Genomic DNA, 22,513 nt, shown 5'->3' on the forward strand with positions numbered 1-22,513 from the left:
ATGACGCTGTTCTATCGGTCTTACCTCATCACCTTCGGGATATTGCTCGGCGCCATCGCCGGCATGGTTATCTACCTCGATCAGACTGACGCGATCTCGTTGCATTGGGCCATCACTGTGCTTGCAGCGATTGCCCTCCTGGTTGGGTCTACTCTCGTCGTCACTGGCGGTTTCGGAAAAGCTGCGACGGTTGAGCGGTGGGCAGACAATGCGTCGTGCCATGCCGAAGGAACAGCTTACATCGCTCTGCTCGCCCTGCCGGTTTACGGGCTGCTTTGGATCTGCAGCAGAAGCGACGGCCCTACTGCGAGCCCTATCAGCGAAATGCGAGCCAAGCGGGCAAGGAGGCGCGCACGCCGTCATTTGTCGTGATCGATCTTAGTCCCAACGGCGTTCATCGCGGGCTCGGTCGTCCATTGCAAAGCGCATTGCAGCTGCCCGACTGCATTGCTTGCGTTTCATGATTGATTGTACCAGGTCGCGACGGCGGGCTTCGGGCATCATTGCGAACACGGTTCGATATTCGCGATCAAGGCGCGACGTTCCCCGACCTATAGCGGGCAGAAACCGGCGAAGATTCGCCCATATCCAAATGGCGACAACGCCAATGCCTGCCCCCACGAGAACTGTTTCCAGGATACCCATGACCTACCCCGTCGTCACAACCATAGAAGGAATAGTGCATATCTTCCCGTTTGACGATCTGAGCTTATTGCCATGGTTAAAGAGGCAATAGTCGTTCTTGAGTTGGTTCTCAGTGCCGGGTCGCTGATAGATCCCGATCAACGTCGGACAGTAGCCTTACAGCCTCAAGCACCGTGGCGGCCGCGCCTTCGAGGTCGCCGGCGATCGCCGCGTGATCGCGCTCAATGCGCTCGCCCAGCTGATCCATATCCTTCCAACGCTCATAGGCGACGGCGCGGGATGCAAGCGCTCTGTACCGCAGCGTTTTGCTGAGCTCCTGCAGGACGACATCACGTTCGGACGCGTTCATCTGGGAGAAAACCTTACGGTTTGAAGTGAGTGCCATACGCTTAACTCCTTTGGCTATTCCCAATGAGAACAACCGAGCTTGGAGCTGGGTTCCGCGTCTATTTGTGGTTTCTAATGTATTAATGGGCGATTGACCATAATTGCCATGGAACAATGACATACCGCGTTTCAGGGGTATGTCCTGCGCCATGAGCAAACATGATGATTGGCTTAGAGCTGCAGAAGATGCCTGCAGCTTTCGACGCATGTACGCGTTGGCCCAGGAAATATCGAACGAGACCATCGATCCGCAGCTGAAGTCCGCCGCGGATGACGTAGTCGATGTCTTGAAGGATATCGTAGGGTTGGCACTCGCCAGCTCCGATATCCTCAAGGAAGCGCGTAGGCGCTTCACCGTCCTCACAAACGTTCTCGCCGGCGCACCCGAAATGGAACAGTTCCTCACCTTTGCTGGTTCTCCTGCGGAACAGGTAGAGGAGCTAATATGTCAAATTCTGGAAGAGGTCGCGAACAGGACCGCGCGCGAGTTGCCGGCAATCAGGACCATGAGGTTCGATATGAAGCCGACAAGGAGGGTGTCTCCAAGGACATGGTGAAAGACACCGTCAAGGAAGTCGGGAACAGCCGTGAAAAAGTCGAGCGTGAGCTCGGCAAAAAACACTGAGGAGACCGAACTATGAGCGACGACAAAACGCGTGATATTTTCGTAACCGGCCTGAAGAATGCCCATGCCATGGAAAACCAGGCGCTCTCGATCATGAAGCCGCAGGTGAAGCGGATTGAGAACTATCCGGAAATCGCTGAGCAGCTTGAAAAGCACATCATCGAGACCGAAGGTCAGATCGAACGTCTGGAAGAGCTGCTGACCAGCCTTGCGGAAGACCATTCTTCGCTGAAGGACATGGCGCTTTCGATCAGTGGCTCGATGGCCGCCCTCGGCCATACGGTCGCCGGCGACGAGATCCTGAAGAACAGCTTCGCCAACTTTGCCTTCGAGAACTTCGAGATCGCAGCCTACAAATCGCTGATCACGGTGGCTGAGCTCGGCGGCTATGAAGGTCTGGTTTCGGCGCTGCAGCTAAACCTGGATCAGGAGATCGCCATGGCGCAGTGGCTTGAGACCAACTTGCGCCCGACCACGATCAAGTTTGCAGAACTGAAAGAAGCTGGCCAGACAGCGAAGGTCTGACCGATGCGGTTCCTATAATGGGCGATCAGCCTCTTCAGCGACTGCGGCAAGCCGGGCTTGCCGCAGTCGTTCTGTTTTCTCCAGGCGAGCGCGCTTTTCAGCAGCCATGATTTCAGCGGAAACGCGGTGCGTTTCTTCGGCTCTTTCCAGTGTCGCGCGTTGATAGACCATGTGCTCCTCCCTAGTCTGTCCGAAGAAGGTAGCGCGCTGGCTGGGTCAGACCAATGTTGGTACGAAACCCGACATCATAACGAGTTCACCAGCGGCTTTTTCGTATCCGTACCGTCATATCGTGACGAGTTGACCTCTCGGCCGACGCGATGGAACACCAGCTCATCGTCAATCTGCCGATCAAGCAAAAGCGCTTTGGCGTCTTTGCCCTTGATGTCCGTATCGAGCCACGCGCTGTAACAAGCCGGATCGAGTATGATCGGCATTCGCGTATGGATGTGGGCGATGTGAGGGACGGCCGGCGCGGTGATGATCGTACAGCTCGTCACGCCAAGCTTTTCGTTATGCGCCCACAGACCGGCAAAGGAAAAGCCCTTGCCCTCGGGCATCTGCAACAGCCATGGATCCTTCTTGCCGTCCTCGGCGCTCGTCGTCCATTCAAAGTAGCCATCGGCCGGAATGAGGCAGCGCTTCGAGTTGAACGGCGCTCGAAACGCACCGGACGTGTCGACGGTCTCGATCCGGGCATTGAACATCGCGGCTTTGGGCAATTCCTTGGCGAAGAACGGCACTAGCCACCAGCGGCCGTAGTCGACCTCGATCGCGCCGGCCTTGTCCCTATGCGCGAAATAGACGCTTTGCGTCGGCGCGATGTTGTATTGCGGCGGCATATTGGACGGGCGGGGCAGGGTTATGGATGCTGTAGAGTGCATGGATCTCGGCCCAGGTCATCTCATTGGTATAACGCCCGCACATATGACAATCCCGTTTCGACCCTATCCGTTCTGTTGAATAGCATGCGGAGAGGGCTGCTGCTCCGGCTGGGCCGGCGTGAAAAAGACCATGTAGACGCCGGCAATGACAATCGCGATTGCGAAAATCACTGCGACGAACGTCATCATACCGAACCGTGCTTTGCCCCCGCTACTCATATCTCATCCTTCGGAAGCTCATTGTCTGCGTTTTTCAGTCCCTCTTCAGCCTTCTCCTTCAGCAGCTCGCGGTTCTTGTCGGCGTGTTCCCCGCCTTCGGAGCGGGCAGCATCACTTTCCGGCGCGTTCTTTTGATCGGTCATATCAAGCTCCTGTTGCATTACGGATGGCGTTCAAGAGAGTGGCAAGCACCTGCTCGCCCTCGTCTGTGATCGCGGCGCGATCGCCGTCGATCTGGATTAGCCCAGCTTCCTCTAACTCCGTTTGACCGGCAGAACTGGCCTTATGGCCGGCACCATCATCGAGGACAACTTCCTTCACAGGCTCGCCACTGGTGAGTTCGTGATAGGCTGCAAAGACGAGAATGGATCGAGCTGCATCGCTGAGATTCATTGTTGGCTCCTGTTGTGCAATGCACCCCAACAATTCGCAGAGCAGATCGATCCAAAAAACTAAATCGGAACGATGTGGCGGCCGCCGTGTTGATTCTGCAGGCGGGTCGATGAGCGATCGAAGATGGACCTACCCGGCGTGATGATCGGATGGCGACTTGAGACCGCTCCACCGCTGCAATGAAGGAGATGAGAACATGAGTTCGACAACCGACAAGATTTCCGGCAAGGCTAACGAGCTGACCGGCAAAGCCAAGCAGGCCATTGGTGACGCAACCGACAATCGCAACATGGAATCCAAGGGCGCAGCGCAGGAAGCCAAAGGCGATGCGCAGCAGGCTAAGGGCCATGCCAAGGACGGCGTGAAAAGTGTCGTCGACAAGGCCTAGTTGCTTATGTGCCTCCCAGCACGGACCCTGGCCCGCTCAGTGAGCGGGCCTTTTTTATGCAGATTGCGGCAACCCATCAATCGCGGCTTTAGCTCGCTCCAGGCAAACCTCCGGCCCTTCTACACGTGACGCCTCTGGCCGACCTGCAGGAAAGGACATCACAGCGTTTCCACCGGGCGGCGTCACCACAGCGAAATGGCCACCCGGACTGTAGATGGCGATCCGGTGGTTTTTATAATGTTCAATTTGGGCTGGCATATCGTTCCACCTGCAAATCTGCACATTGCTCTCAGAAAGAAATCGCATGATTTTTGTCTTCTGATCTAGGAGGACGAACCATGATTGACGCGAAACCATACCGCGAGGACGACCCCGATCTTCTCGAAAATACAAACCTGCCGAAGAATTTCATCACGCGTCTGCGCAATGCCTACTATACGAGGTTGTCAGACTTTGACGAGATGACCGACATTCAGATGTTGCGTGAGCCCGGAATCAGCAAGCGGATAATAAAGGCCGTGAGGACTGAACGGCAACTTGCGCAAGGCAGCTTGGCTTCCGGTCCGCCACAGGAAGAGATTATGGTGAAACCGGCTTTCGATGAGAACTTTCACCTCTCTGAGGCCGGTCATTTTATAGCGACCGCAGCAATGTATGTTCGTTCGGCTCGTATTATACGGGAAAGCGAACGATGGGATTATCAATCCTCAATGCTCGCACGTCCGACACTTCATTTGCTATCGCACGCCATAGAGATGCTTCTTAAATTTCCTTTGATCTATGCAGGAAACACGCTCGAACAGGTGAAAATGAACTACGGCCATCGATTGATTGATCTTTGGCGTGAGGACGAGAACCGACATATTCGAGAGACCGTCGCAGCGCACGCGCAGAAGCATTGGGCCTACGCCCGTGACAGCGGCAAATGGCCGAATGATGACTTTTCACCTAATCCCGTCGAGGTCGTTGACAAAGCCCTCCGGCAACTCGGTCGCCTTAGTACTAAAGATACATCGTTTGCCCTCAAATATATCTACCCTGAAAAAGAGCCCGCACCGCGATCGGCGTTCTTGATTGACGTGTTCGGTGACACGATTGAGGACGGGATGGGCAATCCTCGATCACTTCTTCAGGGGTTGACGCTCGAACAAGATCTCAATCCAAGGTGATCTTTCTCGCGCACTGGCTCAATAGGGTTGCTCCTCTGCGCCTAGCCAATTAGAGTTGTGGTTTCATATAATGCGCCTAGCTCACTAGCCAGGCGCTTTGAGCTATATTCAAATGAGCCTCCGCTTGCGTGCATACCTGCAACTAAGAGATCAATTCTGTTGTGGAAGTTTGGCGGACCATTGAATAGCGTTACTTGCTTCAAAGGCCCCTAGATGTCACCGCGACGCTCGTAGCGTGATTCTCGTCAGTTCTGAGGTTACTCCAATTCTCAGGGCAAAGCCGGGCCAGAGCGCTGTACCGTTATTCACGTACAACGTCATGTCACCGATATGGTAGCGGCCTGAAACGAACCCGTTATTGCCGCGTGCGACCAGCGTATCAAGCCCACGAACCATGCCACCATGCGTATGACCAGAGAGCTGGAGCGCCACGCCGGAGTCGGCTGACTGCCGGGCCATCATCGGCTGGTGATCAAGGAGAATGATTGGGGCACCGGCAGGCGCTCCTTCGAGTGCCTTCGAAAGATCCGGGGGTGGCAACCCGGTTTCGTCTGCCGACAGGTCCGTCACGCCCGCCAGGATAATCTTCCCTTCGCCTCGTCTCAGCACTTCATGGGCGTTCGGCAGCATCGTCATGTTCATGGTGGCAAGGTGGCCCATCCATTCCTGGTATGCAAAAAAATACTCATGATTGCCGGGGATGGCGTAGACCCCGTCGCGCGCCCGCAACCGGGCGAGCGGCGCTACATCATCTCGGCGTCTCAAAACGCTGCCGTCGATGAAGTCCCCCGTGATAACGATGAGGTCGGCATTGAGAGCGTTGGTCTTCGCAACGACCTCTTTCGTCCAGGAGGCCGGAAACAAACGGCTGATATGGAGATCGGTCAGTTGAACGATCCTATATCCGTCGAACTCCGACGGCAGCCCTGCAATTGAGACTTCTATGTCCTTGAGCGGGGGGATCCTAATCGCCTGGCTTACACCATAGGCGGAAAGGCAGAGGGCCACGCTGGCGATGACGTAACGAAAGCTAGCGGGCACCGACGGGAAACGACCCTTGAACGGGGTGATTGCCAGTGAGGCAAGGTCAAGGGCGACCTGGAACACGGCAAGGAGTAAGATCGTGCCGAACAGGACGTTGAATGCGATGATCAGCGGGCGCGGGAATTCCGGCGAGAAGACCGAACCGGACGAAAGGCGACTGAAGAGATGATATTGCGAGGCGATCAACAGGAAGATCGCCAAAGCCGCCTTCACCGACCAGAGCCACGGTAGCGGCTGGATAAAACGAACGACGACGACCAGCCACGGAATTCCGAATATGAGATGAAACATCTGGCGCTTTCAATATCTTTATTGTCGAAGGCGATGGTGCATCGAATGCGCGCGCCCGACCCGTTCCTACCGCTACTTAGCGGGTTCCCGGAAGAATCTGTAACCCTATCCAAACTCAAAGCTCGAGATAACGCTACGCGGTCGACGACGCTGAATGCGGTAGACCGAAGCGGGTGGGATGTTGGCGAAGGTATGTCCGATATGGGTTGCCTTGAGGCCGAGCCTATCGAGGAGCCGCCTCGGTACCGGACATGTCGGCCCATAGGTGAACTGGTAAAATCGTCCGTCCGGCTTCATGTGCCCGAATGCACCATCGAGTATCGCTATCACTTTGCGGGCAGGCATGGAGAGAAGAGGTAGGCCGCTGATAACCACACTCACTGGCATCGATCCGTCAAATTCGAGGGTTCGTAGCTCTGCGGCGTCCATCTGGATGGTTTTAGCCTTTGGATAACGCATGCTGAGTTTAGCGGCGAACTCAGCCCCGAATTCCACTAGCACGAGGTCTTTTTCCGCTACGCCGCGTTCGATGATAGCACGCGTGAATGCGCCTGTTCCTGGTCCAAGTTCGATGACAGGCCCCGTCCTGTGGGATATCTCGGCCGTCATCATTGCTGCGAGTGCGCGTCCCGATGGCGCGACAGCTGCGACCCGAAGCGGTTCCGCGAGCCAAGCCCGAAAGAAGTTCAACGCCTCCATAGCTCCGCCACTCATGATGCGCTCTCCGAAAAAGACAAGCGCCTAGAGCGGCGGCTTAAAAGTCGCCAAAACAGTGCGACGATTGCCTCTGCGATGATCAGGAGGATGAGGACTTTCAGCGCCAATGCCGACGTGTTGATCTCAGGGACGACCAGTACTGCAACGTAACCAACGAAGATGAAGAGGCTGTTCCACAGAACGATCCCGAGAACCGTCGCGCCAGAGAAACGGCGGATATCCGTTCCGATAAGTCCCGCGACCAAGGGCGCGATCAAGCGAATTGTCGGGATGAGCTGGGAAATGAAAACGAGAGTTCCTGCACGCATTTGGAACGAAGACACGGTCTTTTCGATCCGCGACCGGGAAAGGCCCAGCCATCTTCCGATCCAATATAGGAGCCGTGTTGCCTTGGATTGTCCCAAGGCTACTGCGAACAAATACATTGCTAACCCTCCCATGAAGCTTCCGAACGTCGTCATGGCGATGGCGATCGGGACGGACCAGGTGCCGCCGGCCGCTGCGACCCCTATCGCAACCAGGACACCGTAGGAGGGCATAACAGGTATGAAACGCTCCGCGATGCCGACCGCTAGCAGGCCAACCGCCCCGTAGACTGCCATCCATTCAATAATGCTTCCAAGCGGGTCCATGATATTCTCTCTTCCAGGGGTGGCGGTGGATTGACGATTAAGCCGCACGTATTGCCTGCCTAATCGGTTTCCTCAGATGTATTGAACAATCAGGTTTAGTGGGTCGCGGGAGATGACAGGGACAGAACCAGCGCCGCGATCTTGCGGGCTCGAGTGTCCCGCTTTTTCACGGTGACGATGGCATGGAGAAGCATGTACCGCTTCGACTTGCCCAAGGCCTCAAAACCCGTGCGTGCATTCACATTTTCGGCGAGCGCCGCCGCCAGGTCTTCGGGAATTCCGATCTGGGACGGTGGAGCATAAGCAGCTTCCCATCGGCCGTCGGCCTTTGCAGCATCTACCTGAGCGATGCCTGCGGGTCGCATTCGGCCCTCAGCCGTCAGCTTCTCGATCCTGAGCAGATTGACCTGCGACCAAAGGCTGCGGGCGCGGCGCGGAGTGAACCGCATAAGAAAATGATCGGCATTATAGCTTGCCGCCTGGCCGTCTATCCACCCGTGGCACAGTGCAACGTCGAGTGCCTGCTCCTTGTCGAACCGCGCCAATCCCGCTTTCTTCTTTGCAAACTTGATCCAGAGACCGGGAGCCACAGGGTTGACGCCAATCCAATCTTCCAGCGCTTTCGCATCCGAAAAGGACAGGATCGGCAGGCCGGATTTTGTTTCGGTCACCGTCGCGGCCTCAGTCACGAGATCAAGTAGACGACTGCGCTAATCAAGACGCTGGATACCAAGAAATAGGCCGAGCTGAGAAGGCCGTAAGTGATTGGACGAGGAATGTTGGGATTGATCGCCATGTTCATGGCTGTTGCGCCTATCAAGCCAATACCAACCACTGCCCCGAAGCCAAGCGCCTGACTCATGCTAGCGACCTCAAGGGTGCTCATCAGGTACGCCATTGTGAAGGCCGTCACGAGCACGCATATCGACGGCCCGACAATGAAGAGCGGTCCCATTGCATCCGGCTGGCCGACACGTCCGAGCACGACGGCATACTGCTTTTTGAAGACCACGGCGAACCAAACGAAGCCGAGCACCATGACGGCGATGGCAGATACGAGGACTGCGAGGATGCTGACGTGGTTGAGAACGTTATTCACGAGGGGTGCCTTTCGGGACAGGGGCGGCTTACGTCGAAGCGCGCTTTGGTTTCATGAGGGCGGGGAGTAGTACGTTGTCGATCAATGAAGTCAGGAACTGCTGATCGACTGATTTCCGCAGGATTACGGTGCGATAGGCGCACATTGACGGGATGACCTGAGCCAATGTCTCGATATCGATGTCTGCCGAGACGTCACCGCGATCGACGGCACGTTGGATCAGGACGCGGTTGACGGCGGTCCAGGGTTCGACGATCACCGCGTTCGTCGCGTCCGCGAGCTCCTGATGCTGGGCAAGCATCGACGATAGGCCAGAAAGAGCCTTCATCTTGAGTTCGCCCTCTTCTACCGACTTTGGTTTAAAAAGACCGAGGAGGTCTCCCCGCAGCGTTCCAGTGTCAGGGAGGCTTGCAAGGTCCACCTGATCGCGCTTCATATGTGCGATCGCTTCAAGAACCAGATCGGGCTTCGACGGCCAGCGGCGATACATCGTCGCTTTTGAAGCCTTCACCTTCGCAGCGACCATGTCCATCGTCATCCGGTCGTAGCCGGTCTCTGCAAGCACCAGGATCGCAGCTTCCAAAAGATCGTTGTCACGCGTGTGGTCGCGCTTTCTGCCGACCCGTGCGGGCTCTCTTGCGCCGTTTTCGGTTGGCGCTCCTTGGGTCTTGTCCGCTGGCTTCATCTCGCAACTCCTTCCGTGAATTATCAATACCGACCGGTTTCGAAACTTGCAAGTATCGATTTTGTGTGATTTGCTTTGTGCATGCCGGGTCACCCCGATCCGTATGCACGATGTAATCAGAGGACCCCTATCATGCGCTACAACCGTCTGGGTAAGACAGGCCTTTTCGTATCCGAACTCTGCCTCGGCACGATGACTTTTGGGCAGGCTGGCGGACGTTACGCCGCCGCAAGCGGGGTCAACCAGGACTCGGTCGACGCGATCCTGCGCCGCGCGATCGATGCCGGGATCAACTTCATCGACACAGCCAATGTTTACGCGAACGGTCAGGCGGAAGAGATCGTCGGACGCTCGCTGAAGACGCTCGGCATCGCGCGCAAGGACGTGGTGCTGGCGACGAAGTTCGAACATGCCATGGGGACAGGTCCCAACGACGGCGGCGGTTCGCGCGTCCACATCGTTGAAGCGGTACAGGCAAGCCTCAAGCGTCTTGGAACCGATCACATTGATCTCTACCAGATGCATGGCTGGGACCCCGCGACCCCTGTGGAAGAAACCATCCGCGCACTCGACGACCTCGTTCGCCAAGGCCTGATTCGCTATATCGGCGTCTCAAACTGGGCGGCTTGGCAGGTGGCGACCGCACTCGGCGTTGCGGATACGCTTGGGGCGTCACGGTTCAAGACCTATCAGGGCTACTATTCACTGGCAGGGCGCGAAATCGAGCGGGAGGTCACTCCGATGGTCGAGGCGCATGGCCTTGGCCTTATTGTCTTCAGCCCACTCGCGGGCGGATATCTCACTGGTAAGTACCGCGACAAAAAGGATGGACGCCGCGCCACCGTTCCCTTTCCGCCCGTCGACGAGGAAAAGGGTGCGAAGGTTCTTGAAGTCATGGACGGCATTGCCGCCGCTCACGCGACTACGCTCGAGGCCGTGGCTCTCGCATGGTTGCGGCAGAACCCAGTAGTCACCAGCATCATCACAGGCGTGAAGAATGTCGAGCAGCTGAATGCGAACCTTACCGCCGTCAATATCACTCTGACGGACACAGAGATTGCCTCGCTAAACGACGTTGGAGCCATCGCCCCGGAATATCCCGGCTGGATGCTGGCCCAGGGAAGTGCGGCTCGTGGCACCCTCATGACCACGGGGATTCTGGCGGAATCGCATTGATAGCCTGATGGACTGAAGTCCCGGTCTTCAGCAAGCCGGGACCGTTCATTGACGGAAATCCGCCCCCCTCAAGCACACAGGAATACACGATGAACACGCAAACAAGCCATTACGATGTTGAAGTCATCATTGTCGGAGCAGGGCCCATTGGTTTGGCAACGGGGTGCGCGTTGCGGCATCACGACGTCGATTGCTTGATCCTAGAAGAACGCACAGAGATGCGGGAATATTCGCGCGCGAACAATCTATGGGCTCGCCCTCAAGAACTCCTTCAAAGCATTGGGGTACGGGATGCGCTGGCAGAAAATGCTTACGGCATCGACACCATCAACTTCTTCGTCAATGGTGTCCCGACGACGCCGACAGCGATTGCCGACGTCGACAGTCCATTTCCAACGGTTCTTTACAGTTCACAGGAAGTCATCGAGGGAACGCTAGCAAGAATCTTTGAACGGCGGGGCGGGCGCCTGGAGCACGGCTGCAAAGTCGTAGACATCAACGATGACGGAGAGGGTGTAACTGTTACGTTCACGCGTCATGATAGTGCCGAGAAAGAGACACGTCGGTGCCGCTACCTCGTGGCGGCAGATGGCGCACACAGTACGGTGCGCCCGCTACTTGACCTCGATTTCGAGCCTAAGAAACTGGAGAATTGCCTATCCCGACAGGTCGATGCCAAATTAACTTGGCGTCGGTCGGGGGAGCCGGAGCAGCTATGGTTTTTCTACTACGAACGTGGGTTCTGCGGCGTCATGCCGGTATGGGACGGTTACCATCGCGTCTTCTTTCTGTCTGACGACGAGAGTGTGCCCGAGCGCGATCCAACACTAGAGGAAATCCAGGCAGTAGCGAGAGAGGTGGTCGGCGACGAGACGCTAACCCTGAGCGATCCACAATGGTTGAGTCACAGTCGGTATCAGTACGGCGTTTCGGCAGGATATATGCGTGGCCGCGTACTGCTGGCGGGGGATGCCGGCCATCTTTCGTTGCCAATCGGCGGACAAGGGATGAACGCCGGTCTGCATGATGCAGTGGAAGTCGCGTGGCGCTTGGCGATGACCCTGCGAGGGGAGGCAACTCCGCTTGTGCTGGATTCCTATGTTGAGCGTGGCGACGAACACATCCGGCTCAGCACGCAGCAGGTCAAGGGGTTTAAGCGTACAATCTATCGCGGCTCAATCACTGACGCGGTTCTCAGCATTGCCGCGAAGATCGTTCCAAACATTGGTTCGCTCATGCAAGGCACTGACGACATGCAGCAGCTGTCAGTCAGCTATCCGAACAGCCTGCTGAATTCAGACCATTTAGCCGGGCTCGCCCATTTGTTGCACAAAGGCCCAAAGCCAGGTGACAGGGCACCCGACGCCGAGGTGGTGGTTGACGGGAACACAACAAACCTTCTTTCGTATCTTTACAATCCGGACGGCCGCACGACCGGATGGGCTTTGCTTTGTTTCGACGGGCGCACCGGAGACGCTGACAGATTGATTTTCCCGGTTATCCAAGCAGTTGCTTCGTGGACGCTGGTCCGTCCGCGCCTAGTGTTAGCGGGACCGATATTTGCCGCCGGTGAAGCACCGGTATTGTCTGATCTCGATGGCAAGGCTCATGGCACCTACGGAATGGAAGGACAACCCGCACTCATATTAGTTCGCCCTGATGGACATATTGCCTTTCGTGCCTCAGCGGAAAGCTCGGATGAGCTCGTTACATACTGTGCTCGCGTATTCGGACCGAGGACCTAAGCGTAGCGCGAGGAGTGCCAAAAGTTTCGCCGACCTTGACTTACTTAGCCTACTGCCGAAATCTTCCACAGCGGGCAATGGCGGATACGGCGTAGAACAATCTACGACGAACAATCCTATGATCGAGGCAAAGGACTTCTGTGCCGCCTCGATCAGCTGCTGGTCACGCTCCAACTGTTTTAGACTGAGCCGGGTCGAGCCTTGGAAAGGCCCGAGGCTCGGCTCAAAGGCATAAGCCCCAGCGATCAAGCCTAAGAGGGATGCCGCAATTCATTAATTGCAACCCTTGGTATAGCTTATTGAAACAAACTGACCACTCCAATGAACTGTTTCAACTTTCGAATTTTTGATATGGCTCCCATGAGTATACTCATTCCGGCCCGCTCAGAGCCCGATAAAGCGTGGCGCGGTGAACACCGAAAAGCCGAGCGATCGACGCAACTGATTTCTGTTCCGCCTCGATCAGCTGACGTGCATGCGCCACCTGTTCGGGACTAAGCGCGTTCGGCGGTCCAAAACGGACACCACGAGCCTTGGCGGCCGCTCGCCCAACGCTTGTTCGATCCAAGATCAATGACCGCTCGAAATCCGCAATGCCGGCGAAGACAGTCATGATCATCTTCCCAGCTGGCGAAGTAGTGTCAGCCCAAGGCTCGGCAAGAGATCGAAGGCCGGCCTCCTTCTCCTTGATACGATCAACGATATGGAGCAAGTCGCTTGTGGACCGAGCGAGACGATCGAGCCGCGTGACGTTAACAACGTCACCTGGTCGAAGGTGGTCGAGCATTTTCGCCAACTCTGGTCTGTCTTTTCGCGCGCCCGACATCTTCTCCTCAAACACCCGCTTGCACCCGGCAGCCAGCAGGGCGGCGCGCTGTTGTTCGAGATCCTGCCCTTGAGTCGAAACTCGCGCGTAAGCGATGTGCATATGCCGTCCTCTTGTCGCAAATCATGTCGCAAATCTTCTAGCACTTGCGACAGACTTATGCGACAGCGAAAACCGTTGCATCGCCGCACACAGCAGTGATGTCGCATAACTTAGAAAATGTGCGACAGCGCTCAGCTATGCGCTGTAAGCATTGTCCGCTTTGCGCCACAAGCGGCCATTGCAAAACCTGCGAAATAAGAAGTGTAGCCAAATAGCTTTGGAGGTGCTTAAGCGTGGTAGCCTCTCGAAGAGATTGGTGTTCAAAATGGTACTGCGGAGTAGATGATATGCGATTTGTCGGCTCGCTTTTGGTCGTTCTATTTGCCTCAACGGCTGGAGCGGCGAGCCCACCGGGCCCCCCGCCATGGTCATGCAGACCAGATAGCGTGTGCAACGCCGAGAACGTCTGCAAAGACATTCCTTTGCCTTTAAATTTTGAACTTCGTCAAAGCGACCGAGAGAAAGAAGATATGTTATGGGTCAATTACTACGGTGATGAAAGCCGAGCGCTGATTTTCCAATCACTTGATGAAGCGAAGGAATTCGCCAGGATGGATCGCTCGCCAGAACGACCGTCTAGGATTTTGGTGCAAAGCAATTTCGTGGCGGATGCGTATGGCTTCCTAGCGTACGGCGTATATTCTCGGGCTGGGAGCAATTATCTTTCGGAGACACACCTCCGTCTTGTCTGCGGTCGTGCGCCAAATCGTCGGTAACAATGGAACCCGAACGAGACATCATGACCGCTTAGGGCCGAAAGCTGAAGCAGGCACCGCCCTATAGCCGACTTATGCAACATAACCTGCACGTAGCACTTATTAGGAAATGTGCGACAGCACTGAGCTATGCGCTGGAAGCAATGTCTGCTTTGCGCCAAGCAGTCATGGCTACCGCAAGACAAAATTTGCGGTAGCTCCTAGTATGGGCTGAAAACTGCCGGCACAATTCAAGAGAGCCAGCATGACCTCCCGCTAGTCCCGCGCGGTCCACAGGGCAAACGTCTCTCGTTGATCTCCCGCTCTGACTGCCTCCAGGTAGCGCGGCTTCCAAACATCACCTATGAAGACCTCCATGGTCGTGGGCAATTTCGGACGATCCGCGTGCTCCCCATGGAACCTGACGATGCCATTATTGAGAGCGTCAGCACTCAGTGTGTCGTCCTGCCATTTCTCCAGCGTCCCAAACCGCGCCAGAAATTCAGCTTCCACGTCTTTGCGAGTCGTCTCGATGTGTCGGTACTCGACCGACCTGCCGATCTCCTTGCCAATGATCACGGCCAGTTCGTTCATCGAGATGTCTTCTGAGCCGACTTCGAGATAGGCGCGGTGTCTGCCTGTGGGATTGGTCAGTTCCTTCGCGGCCAGCCATGCGATGTCATCGGTCGCTACCCAGGGCATTTTTAAGTCAGGTTCGTAGAACCAGGCAATTCGCCCATACTTTGCAACCGCCCCCGTCCAGGCCATCACGTTTTCCATGAACCAGGCGGCGCGAAGGTGGACCAAGTTGATGTTGCCGAGTTCGTTAAGCTTTTGGTCAAGATCGTGGAAACACTCGAAATGTCCCGTTTTGCCCTTCACGTCCGACCCCATGGCGGTCAGGCTTACGGCCAATTTGACGGATGATTTTTCGAGAGCATCGACGAAGCGTTGGGCAACAGCGGGGTAGTGCCCAGCAATGTTGTTCCAGTCGGTCTTCACCATGAGAAACGCGGCATCTGCACCTTGGAAAAATCGGTCGAGGTCTCCCGACCCTGTATCGAAGCTTCCCAGGAATGGCTCGGCTCCGAGTTCGACCAATGCGTCCAGCGCTGGCCCACCTCTCGATAATGCCCTGACCTGATGCCCGGCGCTCAGCAGGGTCCGGGTGAGCTTAGCGCCAATTCGTCCCGTTGCGCCGACGACTGAAATTAGCATGACGATCTCCTTTCGGTTGTTGATCGCGAGAATGTAGACTATTGCCGTGCGCCCGAATTTGGAGATAATGCCAAATGATCTCCAAATCGGGCCAATTCGCAAAACCGCTGCGTCCCTGCTATGACGACATCAATCTCGGTCGGTCGGATAGCCCGGCTGTTGCGGTCCGCCTCGACTTCAGTGAGTACGAAGCTGAGGTGCCGCAACACCAGCATGAGCAAGGGCAGCTCATTTTGGCCCTGCACGGTGCCGTCACCTGCAGGACGGAGAACGGTCTCTGGATTGTCCCACCAGACTGCGGGGTCTGGATACCCGGCGGCGTGCCCCACAGCAACCAGGCCACATCCAACGCACGTCTATCTTATCTGTTTGTCCAGCCAGGCGCGGCCAAGCTGCCGCAGGAGTGCTGTACTCTGTCGGTGTCGCCGATGCTGCGCGAGATGATCCTCCGATTGGCGGATGTACCGGTCAATTCTGATCTGGACGATCATACCAGCCGCATGGTGCGGGTCTTGCTGGATGAACTCGCTCAAATGCCAATACAGGGGCTGGACTTACCCGCTTCCAGCCATCCCAAAATCGCCGCGATCACTGCTGCCCTGATGGCGGAGCCGAGCGACCGTCGCACTCTGGTCGATTGGGCGGCACAGGTCGCCATGAGTGAGCGATCTCTGAAGCGGCTGATGGTCCAGGAAACGGGGCTTACCTTCGGCCGATGGCGGCGGCAACTTCATCTGGTCATCGCGTTGCGTGAACTGGCCAGCGGGGCGACGGTCCAGAGGGTGTCGAGCGACTTGGGATATGAATCCGCGACCGCCTTTATCGTCATGTTCAAGAAGGCATTGGGCACAACGCCGACACGCTACTTCGCGAGCTGATTTTCGAAACGGACAACTTCGGTAAGGATGATCGGCATTTTGCGGCACGTGCAATCACCGCTTTGGGCCGAATGAAGTCGTGGTTCGCCTTCTCAGCCATGCTTCGCTCTCGTTTTCAAGGGCCTCACTTCATTGATCACTTCCTCCACGGCGCCGAGCACTTGGACAACGAACGGCTCCGGCTCCTCGTGATAGGTAACGTCGATCGCCGCCCAAATCAGGCCGAGCGTCAGGAGGGTGTGCTCCTTCAGCCCAACGTCCAAGCGCTCGCGGCTCAAAGCCGGGGCGCCCCCATCCTTGGCATAAAGTGCATTGTCCCGATCGCTTGCCCGACCATAAATGTAACCTACCATCTCGATCGGGTTCGGGAAACGGCTCATGAAAGCCTCGTGGGCGGCGGCATGCGATGGATCCTCGCAATCCTCGTTGAAGGAAAAGAGGTGAAGTCCTAAGGGATAAATCTTGTCACCCTCATCTTTCCTCACTCTTGCCAGCAACGTGTCATCGCCCGGGTCGTGTCCAACGGAAAGCCCGGCGCCGTCGAATTGGTCAGCGATGATCTGAACGTAAGACGCCAAGACGATTTTCTGGGCATGGTCCCGGACGTTTATCTTCTTCGCCAGGTCAGGATATCGACTAGCTTTTGCTGCAGCCACGAAACATGCGACGGCCCCTTCCGTCGCATGAGTGGCGCAGAAAAATGATATCGTCTCCGAAATGTCTGCGATCTTTTGAGCCCTGACTAGGTGATTTCGAGCGTTTACTGCGCACGCAAGGGCGCGTCCGGAAAGTCGGTCATATACTTTGCGGGAAATCCAGTCTGCGATTGGGTTCTCGACCAGCGGCCCGACCACGGTCATTTCGTCTTCCTGATGCTACATTTGAGAGACATGGCTATCTGCCCACTTCGAACTCGTCGAGCGACACATGTTTGGCTCTAAGCCATGCAGCTTCTTTTCGGAGTTCTTCGCGTTGAGTAAATGCGGTCGTATGGTGGTCAGCTTTTGACTCTAATATTCTAGCACGCAGCAACTCTTCTTGCGCTGTGGGGCGTGCAAAACGAGAGAGCTCCGCTTCCGCACCAGCGAAATCATCCTCCGCCAATTTGATGCGCGCCCTGAGACCAGTAACGTCGCGCGTCCCAATTCTTGTCTCCAAGAAATCGACGTCGCCGCGCGCGGTGAGAAGATCGCCGTTTGATGCCGCCGAGATGGCTCTCAACTTCCGGATATAAGTATGGGCAGATGTCCCTCTTTGTATCAAGGACGTCAGCATGTCTTGCGCACCTTTAAAGTCTCGGTCTCGGCGCATTTTGATCATTGCCGTCCGGCCTTCGGCGTAAATTTCCTGACCTCTCATTGTTTTAAGAATTTCGATTTGGCGCTCGGCCTCAGGATATTGGCCCTCAGCGATCAGCATGCCGATGCGGACATCAAGTAGCACACCATTGCGGCCGATATATTGACCCTGGTCTCGAACAAGGTCACGAAGCTCGGACCACATACCTTCCTTTTGATAGCAGCGTGCAAGGTCTCCAACGACTTGCTTCTGATATTTTCGAACAGCTTTGGCCTCTATCAGATAAGCGATTGCACCTCGGTAATCATGATGGTGAACTCTCAGGTAGAATGCTCGAAGATAAAATCGTGAACGATATCGCCTTTCTTCGAAAAACTGCAAAAAGTCCTCGACAGCAGGCTCGCTCTCCAATCTCGCAAGAGCTCTGACTACATAGGAAAGAATTTCTTCGCGCGTAGTTTCATCCATAGGCAGAGTCCGAGCAACACTGCCCCAAGTCACGACCTGATCTAGCATGGAAGGATCATCGTGACTGCGATCGTAGGTGTCACGAACAACCTCTTGAAGCGTCGAAGGCAGTAAGAGCTGCTTGAATTCTTGCGGGAATGTTCCTCCCTCTAAAGCAGCCATATATGTCAACGCGTCCAGGAGCTCGTTTCTAAGCTTCCCATCCTGCTTTGCACTTTCCCACTCGGATTTGAGGGCCTGTGAAAATTCGCTCATCAAAGGCTTAGAGCCATAACCGTGTAACCGTCTAAACAAAGTCCTGACGGGACCGGCTATCGCGTAGTTCGCCCCGACGACATCAACCAGGCAGCTGAGGAGAAGATTGTTAACTTCCTCACCGAAAACACTTTTCTGAATATTATGCTGCTTACAAATCACATTCAGCAGCGTCTCTCCAGAAAGTTGGGGAACCCAGCTTAATACGGACAGGACGTCTCGTTGGATGTTAGTTAGATTTTTGAAATTTAAGCACTCGCCAAGCACGTCCTCCTGCAGCTGGAAGAAATCTCTGGGATCGGTTTTGAGGATCGTCGGACCTTTTCTTCCGATAAGAGCGGCAGTGGCGCGCGCAATTCCAGGATGGCCGCCGATCTGCATGATGATATCACTCGGCGGCAAGTCGGGCTTTCGGCCGGCTTGGGCAAGGGTTTGAACCATGAGTGTCTTGATATGCCGATCTTCGATGTGCGGAACAGATACTTGAACTAGGTTAGAAAATGCCCTCAATTCATTCTCGTGGATGCTGCGATTAGTAACAAACAGGACTTTAACTTTTTCATCTCGGTTGAGTCGCGAGATGAGCGGTTGAACCCAGGACTTTAGGTACCCACGATCTTCATAAATACCATTGCCGGTAATAAGTGTGACCGCTTGTCCAAGGCCTCCGAAGTGCCTGAATCGCGTCACGATCTCTTCGACTTGCACAGATGTCTCGGCTGATTTAAACGCTTTGGAGTCTGCCTCAAAAGTCGACAGCGGAATGTCAATTTCGACCTCTTGTCTGAGAGCTCTATAAATATCTTCCAGATCAGCGAATTGCGGCAGTATAAACTCAGGGCCATAGTTCAAATTTGGCGAAGATGGAAAAGCCTCTGTAAGTAGTTTACGAACGAAAGTTCGGCGACCTATTCCAGTATTCCCCGCTACGACAAAAACATTTGGTGATTTCTGAGATTTTACTACAACTTCAGTTATGTCAGAAAGAGTTTGATCTATAAGCGCTCCACGTCCATAGACTTGGTAGTTCGACGTCTGGCTGAGCAATCCAGCAATTAGAGATCGCCTGATATATCGAGCAACATCTCGAGAGCCTTTACCGACGTTGCCGACCCAGTAGGCTTTCATCCAATTTGGAAGGTCCGCGTAAGATAATTCGGGGTCAGTCGGAACTACAATTATTTTCATCCCGGGATTTTTTATTTTTGCAATGCGTGCCTGATCGATTTCAAACCCAACCCAACAGGATGCCACGGACTTCTTCGAAGCAAACAGAACGAACATGCTCGACTTGCCGACTCTTTCTTCCATCGCTGAAATCAGGTTTTCCCCGGTCTCAAAACTCTTAGGATAGAAGTAGGCTAGGCCGTCGGGCAGGAACCTCTGGATCTGAGCAACGTATGCTTCGTCGGCACCCTCCAAGGATAAGAAAACCGTGGGCAGCATCAAATTCTCTTTCTATAAGGGTAAAGAAGACTAGATTAATTCGTTACCTACAACTGTAAAGCCGTTTAGTGAAGACGAGTGCGCATTTCATGCGACTTCCAGAGATTGGCTCGTTGTGCATTGTCGAACGCTAAATGCTCGCGGATAAAGCGATGAAACAGGTTGTTCGTTCGCGGACTTCCGAAGATTGCAAGGTTCACACAATAGTTGAAGATTCGTGACAACGTTCGCACCGAAGCGTGCAAACGGCACTATGTGGTCGTAGCACTCCGTCTCAGGGCGATTGATCAACATTGCTAAGCTGCGTTTGCACTCCCAACACTCTCCCTTGTCGCGGTGAAAAATGGCACGGCGCGCCCACGCTGGAATTGGCACGCGCTTCAGTGTCCCGGCTTGCGTCATACCGGCTCCGTCGATATATTTAGCACATAGCTGGTTGAAGCTTTGGAGAAAGCGGACGTCATTGAAGAAGACATGAAATACCTCGTCTACCAGTTCATCCATCGCAGTATCGTATTCCTCAGATTCCGAAACAAACGTATAGAATGCGTCCTCGTCCGCTAAATTCTCGGCGTTGAATGGAACCTTATAAGTCTCAAGGAAGGTAATCAGAAAGCGAGGCTCATGCTCTTCCCAACTCTCCATTTCCTCGTGAATGATCTGGCGGATGATAGCTTCGAGGAAATGGTAAAGGTTACTGAATTTGTGAAAGGGCCTCATCAAATTGAGGACCTGCATGTCCCCAAGGATTTCTTCAATGCCACGTAGATAAGCGGCAGCGTCCTTGACCACATTGAACACGACATTGGCGAAATAATAAATACTGAAGCCGCGAGCTTCGTAGTATTGCTTGGACTTATCGGCCATAATGCTAGCCCTGCGGCACGTTAACGCCATGCTGCTCAAGCCGCTTACGGGCCGCCGCAGCGACATGGGGCGCAAAACGATCAGGAAACTCAGCAACGACGTACTCGCTCGTGAATTCAGCTATGCCGTTTTCTACTAAAGCCAAAAAACCGGGCGTCACTTCCGGCTTTGATGCCCAATCCGATAGGTTAGCGATCGCGCCAGCATCGGCGATCTTCCGCCGGGTATAGCCGGCAACCTGTGTGCGGCCATGTTTCTCGCGATAAGTTTCCTCCAGCTCGGCCACCGCCTGCGCCAACCGGCGTTCAACCGGGTCATCGAGATCGGCTCCGCCAAGTTCGTAAAGCCTCCGCCGGCATGCAGTCGCCAATTCGTTGGCGTTAAGCCGTTCGGCGTTCGCAAGTAGCTGTCTGATTTTTCTAGGATCGGTCATTTTGCTTGGATTAGCAGCCATTCCATCCCCTTAAAAGAAGTAGATGCTTCATCGTAGATGTTCTGCAGGTGGTCCTAGAAAGGCTAGAATTTTGGCCTGCATAACTTCTAGATCTTTCAACTCGCATTCCCAGATAATACAGGTCTCCCAGCCGGCTTTAAACAGGAGCTGTTGCGTCCGCCTATCGCGCTCGCGGTTTCGCGCCACTTTGGCGACCCAATAGTCAGCATTGGTTTTGGGCTGGCGGACGCCGCGAGCGCAATCATGACCATGCCAGAAGCATCCATGTACGAAGATGACCTTTCGCCTTCGAGGAAAAACGAGGTCTGGCGAGCCAGGCAGATCCTTCCTATGCAGGCGAAATCGAAAACCGCGAGAGTGAACCAGCCGGCGAACGATCAATTCGGGCTTTGTGTCCTTCGATCGGACCGCTCGCATGGTCCGGGACCGAACCTCATCGACCATCATCCCTCAAATTCGATCCGCAAACTTGGATCGCTTTCCACGTCAGCGACAATGCGATTATAGCGCTCGATGATATCCTGAACCGCTGTTGGCCTAGCATCGCGCTGAAACACGCTCCACTCATAGACGTTCGTCGCGATGAACTGCTCGATTTCGATAACGTCAAGTCGATCGTCTACGCCGGCCTGCTTAGAGAGCGCTTTTGCGCCGCCCACTCCGTCCTCGGTAGTCACGATCAGGGGTCTAAGCCCCAGCGATAGATTGCCTTGGCATTTACGGATCAACGCTTCGCCTGGCGCGGTTGTTACATGAATCGCCACGTCACCTATTAGAAAATCGCCAGAGCGATTTGAAGGCGCGTCCGCAACGGAAAAGCCATGATGGGCGGCGGCGCCCTTGGTCACATAATCTAGCTTAGCGCCGACAAGGTGTTGCATGACCGCGCCGGCGTACATAGTGCCTCTGACCTCGCGCTGCCGCGCGACGGCCTGTGCCAGAAGGTCACGAACACAGGCTCGCAAAGATCGCGCCGGGTCGAGTTTGAAGGTGAAAGGCAAGGCGTCGAAATACGCCTGAGTGCGCTCGACCCAATAGCGCTCAGCATCTTCCAGATCGAGACGGCCTTGCGCAGAGAGGTCATTCAAGACGTCGATGTAAGCGCCCATGCGCTCCATGTTGCCACGGCTGGTCCGTCCGCCTTCGGTCGAAAGAATCCGCTCCACGCCATGATCATTGAGAATTCTTTTGACAGCAGGGCCGCCTAATCCTGCGACCTGACCGCCCTTGGCCGTGACGAACTCGGCCTTATCCAGCGGAAAAGCTTTTGCTTGGGCGTTCCTAGTCAAGATCAGGACCAACGATAACGACCCTTTTGACAGACCAATATGCTGGTCGTCAAAGGTTTTCAGGACTTGCCGCTGCGAGGTGGTCATATCGT

Annotated in this window: 27 protein-coding genes; 8 read left to right on the forward strand and 19 right to left on the reverse strand. The window is 55.1% G+C overall.

The window, feature by feature from the left end; translation table 11 throughout:
• On the forward strand, positions 1 to 372 hold the full coding sequence (locus ACRQ1B_RS28270; RefSeq protein ID WP_432297602.1) for a hypothetical protein: 372 nt from the start codon (positions 1 to 3) through the stop codon (positions 370 to 372).
• A gap of 382 nt (positions 373 to 754) precedes the next feature.
• Here the strand turns inward: ACRQ1B_RS28270 and ACRQ1B_RS28275 are convergent, their stop codons facing one another.
• Positions 755 to 1,030 (reverse strand): hypothetical protein, encoded by a 276-nt coding sequence (locus ACRQ1B_RS28275; protein WP_432297603.1) that lies wholly within the window; start codon positions 1,028 to 1,030, stop codon positions 755 to 757.
• A 447-nt stretch (positions 1,031 to 1,477) separates the two neighbouring features.
• Between ACRQ1B_RS28275 and ACRQ1B_RS28280 the strand changes: the two genes are divergently transcribed.
• Both ACRQ1B_RS28280 and ACRQ1B_RS28285 read left to right on the forward strand, forming a co-directional pair.
• Complete coding sequence (locus ACRQ1B_RS28280) at positions 1,478 to 1,657, forward strand: DUF3606 domain-containing protein (RefSeq protein WP_432297604.1); 180 nt, start codon at positions 1,478 to 1,480, stop codon at positions 1,655 to 1,657.
• Positions 1,658 to 1,669: 12 nt separating this feature from the next.
• A complete protein-coding gene (locus ACRQ1B_RS28285; RefSeq protein ID WP_432297606.1) occupies positions 1,670 to 2,182 on the forward strand; it encodes a ferritin-like domain-containing protein in 513 nt (170 codons plus the stop codon).
• A gap of 12 nt (positions 2,183 to 2,194) precedes the next feature.
• On the opposite strand, the gene ACRQ1B_RS28290 is transcribed toward ACRQ1B_RS28285, so the two are convergent.
• From ACRQ1B_RS28290 to ACRQ1B_RS28305, 4 genes are all read right to left on the reverse strand, one after another.
• On the reverse strand, positions 2,195 to 2,353 hold the full coding sequence (locus ACRQ1B_RS28290; protein ID WP_432297608.1) for a hypothetical protein: 159 nt from the start codon (positions 2,351 to 2,353) through the stop codon (positions 2,195 to 2,197).
• A gap of 74 nt (positions 2,354 to 2,427) precedes the next feature.
• Entirely contained in the window at positions 2,428 to 3,066 is a 639-nt protein-coding gene (locus tag ACRQ1B_RS28295) for an SOS response-associated peptidase (protein ID WP_432297610.1), read from the reverse strand.
• 215 nt (positions 3,067 to 3,281) lie between these two features.
• Positions 3,282 to 3,428, reverse strand: coding sequence for a hypothetical protein (locus ACRQ1B_RS28300; protein ID WP_432297612.1), 147 nt, complete (start codon positions 3,426 to 3,428; stop codon positions 3,282 to 3,284).
• A 1-nt stretch (position 3,429) separates the two neighbouring features.
• Entirely contained in the window at positions 3,430 to 3,678 is a 249-nt protein-coding gene (locus tag ACRQ1B_RS28305; protein WP_432297614.1) for a hypothetical protein, read from the reverse strand.
• A 196-nt stretch (positions 3,679 to 3,874) separates the two neighbouring features.
• Here ACRQ1B_RS28305 and ACRQ1B_RS28310 point away from each other — a divergent pair, with 196 nt between their 5' ends.
• Positions 3,875 to 4,066: a CsbD family protein gene (locus tag ACRQ1B_RS28310; protein WP_432297616.1), complete on the forward strand. Its 192-nt coding sequence runs from the start codon at positions 3,875 to 3,877 to the stop codon at positions 4,064 to 4,066.
• Positions 4,067 to 4,404: 338 nt separating this feature from the next.
• On the forward strand, positions 4,405 to 5,235 hold the full coding sequence (locus ACRQ1B_RS28315) for a hypothetical protein (protein WP_432297617.1): 831 nt from the start codon (positions 4,405 to 4,407) through the stop codon (positions 5,233 to 5,235).
• Positions 5,236 to 5,451: 216 nt separating this feature from the next.
• Here ACRQ1B_RS28315 and ACRQ1B_RS28320 read toward each other — a convergent pair whose 3' ends face one another.
• The 6 genes from ACRQ1B_RS28320 to ACRQ1B_RS28345 all read right to left on the reverse strand — a co-directional run bounded on the left by ACRQ1B_RS28320 (position 5,452) and on the right by ACRQ1B_RS28345 (position 9,703).
• The gene (locus tag ACRQ1B_RS28320; RefSeq protein WP_432297619.1) at positions 5,452 to 6,570 is read right to left on the reverse strand and encodes a metallophosphoesterase; all 1,119 of its coding nucleotides are present in this window, start codon (positions 6,568 to 6,570) and stop codon (positions 5,452 to 5,454) included.
• A gap of 105 nt (positions 6,571 to 6,675) precedes the next feature.
• On the reverse strand, positions 6,676 to 7,284 hold the full coding sequence (locus ACRQ1B_RS28325) for a class I SAM-dependent methyltransferase (RefSeq protein ID WP_432297620.1): 609 nt from the start codon (positions 7,282 to 7,284) through the stop codon (positions 6,676 to 6,678).
• Positions 7,281 to 7,919, reverse strand: a complete 639-nt coding sequence (locus ACRQ1B_RS28330) for a DedA family protein (RefSeq protein WP_432297621.1) — start codon at positions 7,917 to 7,919, stop codon at positions 7,281 to 7,283. Before ACRQ1B_RS28330 ends, ACRQ1B_RS28325 begins: the two co-directional genes overlap by 4 nt.
• A 95-nt stretch (positions 7,920 to 8,014) precedes the next feature.
• The gene (locus tag ACRQ1B_RS28335) at positions 8,015 to 8,590 is read right to left on the reverse strand and encodes a YdeI/OmpD-associated family protein (RefSeq protein ID WP_432297623.1); all 576 of its coding nucleotides are present in this window, start codon (positions 8,588 to 8,590) and stop codon (positions 8,015 to 8,017) included.
• A gap of 14 nt (positions 8,591 to 8,604) precedes the next feature.
• The gene (locus tag ACRQ1B_RS28340) at positions 8,605 to 9,018 is read right to left on the reverse strand and encodes a DUF1761 domain-containing protein (protein WP_432297624.1); all 414 of its coding nucleotides are present in this window, start codon (positions 9,016 to 9,018) and stop codon (positions 8,605 to 8,607) included.
• Positions 9,019 to 9,046: 28 nt separating this feature from the next.
• The gene (locus tag ACRQ1B_RS28345) at positions 9,047 to 9,703 is read right to left on the reverse strand and encodes a TetR/AcrR family transcriptional regulator (protein WP_432297626.1); all 657 of its coding nucleotides are present in this window, start codon (positions 9,701 to 9,703) and stop codon (positions 9,047 to 9,049) included.
• A 132-nt stretch (positions 9,704 to 9,835) separates the two neighbouring features.
• On the opposite strand from ACRQ1B_RS28345, the gene ACRQ1B_RS28350 reads away from it, so the two are divergent.
• Together ACRQ1B_RS28350 and ACRQ1B_RS28355 are read left to right on the forward strand one after the other, a co-directional pair.
• Positions 9,836 to 10,879 carry an aldo/keto reductase gene (locus ACRQ1B_RS28350; protein ID WP_432297628.1) on the forward strand — a complete coding sequence of 348 codons (1,044 nt, stop codon included), beginning with the start codon at positions 9,836 to 9,838 and terminating at the stop codon, positions 10,877 to 10,879.
• Positions 10,880 to 10,968: 89 nt separating this feature from the next.
• Positions 10,969 to 12,624 carry an FAD-dependent monooxygenase gene (locus tag ACRQ1B_RS28355; RefSeq protein WP_432297630.1) on the forward strand — a complete coding sequence of 552 codons (1,656 nt, stop codon included), beginning with the start codon at positions 10,969 to 10,971 and terminating at the stop codon, positions 12,622 to 12,624.
• A 370-nt stretch (positions 12,625 to 12,994) separates the two neighbouring features.
• Here the strand turns inward: ACRQ1B_RS28355 and ACRQ1B_RS28360 are convergent, their stop codons facing one another.
• Both ACRQ1B_RS28360 and ACRQ1B_RS28365 read right to left on the reverse strand, forming a co-directional pair.
• The gene (locus ACRQ1B_RS28360; RefSeq protein WP_432297632.1) at positions 12,995 to 13,552 is read right to left on the reverse strand and encodes a recombinase family protein; all 558 of its coding nucleotides are present in this window, start codon (positions 13,550 to 13,552) and stop codon (positions 12,995 to 12,997) included.
• A gap of 971 nt (positions 13,553 to 14,523) precedes the next feature.
• On the reverse strand, positions 14,524 to 15,465 hold the full coding sequence (locus ACRQ1B_RS28365; RefSeq protein WP_432297634.1) for an NmrA family NAD(P)-binding protein: 942 nt from the start codon (positions 15,463 to 15,465) through the stop codon (positions 14,524 to 14,526).
• Between the two features lie 74 nt (positions 15,466 to 15,539).
• Here ACRQ1B_RS28365 and ACRQ1B_RS28370 point away from each other — a divergent pair, with 74 nt between their 5' ends.
• On the forward strand, positions 15,540 to 16,343 hold the full coding sequence (locus tag ACRQ1B_RS28370) for an AraC family transcriptional regulator (RefSeq protein ID WP_432297636.1): 804 nt from the start codon (positions 15,540 to 15,542) through the stop codon (positions 16,341 to 16,343).
• Between the two features lie 92 nt (positions 16,344 to 16,435).
• On the opposite strand, the gene ACRQ1B_RS28375 is transcribed toward ACRQ1B_RS28370, so the two are convergent.
• From ACRQ1B_RS28375 to ACRQ1B_RS28400, 6 genes are all read right to left on the reverse strand, one after another.
• Positions 16,436 to 17,203: a hypothetical protein gene (locus ACRQ1B_RS28375; RefSeq protein WP_432297638.1), complete on the reverse strand. Its 768-nt coding sequence runs from the start codon at positions 17,201 to 17,203 to the stop codon at positions 16,436 to 16,438.
• Between the two features lie 34 nt (positions 17,204 to 17,237).
• On the reverse strand, positions 17,238 to 19,811 hold the full coding sequence (locus tag ACRQ1B_RS28380) for a toll/interleukin-1 receptor domain-containing protein (protein ID WP_432297640.1): 2,574 nt from the start codon (positions 19,809 to 19,811) through the stop codon (positions 17,238 to 17,240).
• Between the two features lie 87 nt (positions 19,812 to 19,898).
• Positions 19,899 to 20,678: an HNH endonuclease gene (locus tag ACRQ1B_RS28385; RefSeq protein WP_432297642.1), complete on the reverse strand. Its 780-nt coding sequence runs from the start codon at positions 20,676 to 20,678 to the stop codon at positions 19,899 to 19,901.
• Positions 20,679 to 20,682: 4 nt separating this feature from the next.
• The gene (locus ACRQ1B_RS28390; protein ID WP_432297644.1) at positions 20,683 to 21,132 is read right to left on the reverse strand and encodes a hypothetical protein; all 450 of its coding nucleotides are present in this window, start codon (positions 21,130 to 21,132) and stop codon (positions 20,683 to 20,685) included.
• 27 nt (positions 21,133 to 21,159) lie between these two features.
• Positions 21,160 to 21,579: a very short patch repair endonuclease gene (locus ACRQ1B_RS28395; RefSeq protein WP_432297646.1), complete on the reverse strand. Its 420-nt coding sequence runs from the start codon at positions 21,577 to 21,579 to the stop codon at positions 21,160 to 21,162.
• Positions 21,576 to 22,508, reverse strand: coding sequence for a DUF4928 family protein (locus ACRQ1B_RS28400; RefSeq protein ID WP_432297647.1), 933 nt, complete (start codon positions 22,506 to 22,508; stop codon positions 21,576 to 21,578). Before ACRQ1B_RS28400 ends, ACRQ1B_RS28395 begins: the two co-directional genes overlap by 4 nt.
• Between the last annotated feature and the right edge of the window lie 5 nt (positions 22,509 to 22,513).

Source organism: Endobacterium panacihumi, assembly GCF_050847465.1.
In the GTDB taxonomy this organism is placed as follows: domain Bacteria; phylum Pseudomonadota; class Alphaproteobacteria; order Rhizobiales; family Rhizobiaceae; genus Neorhizobium; species Neorhizobium panacihumi.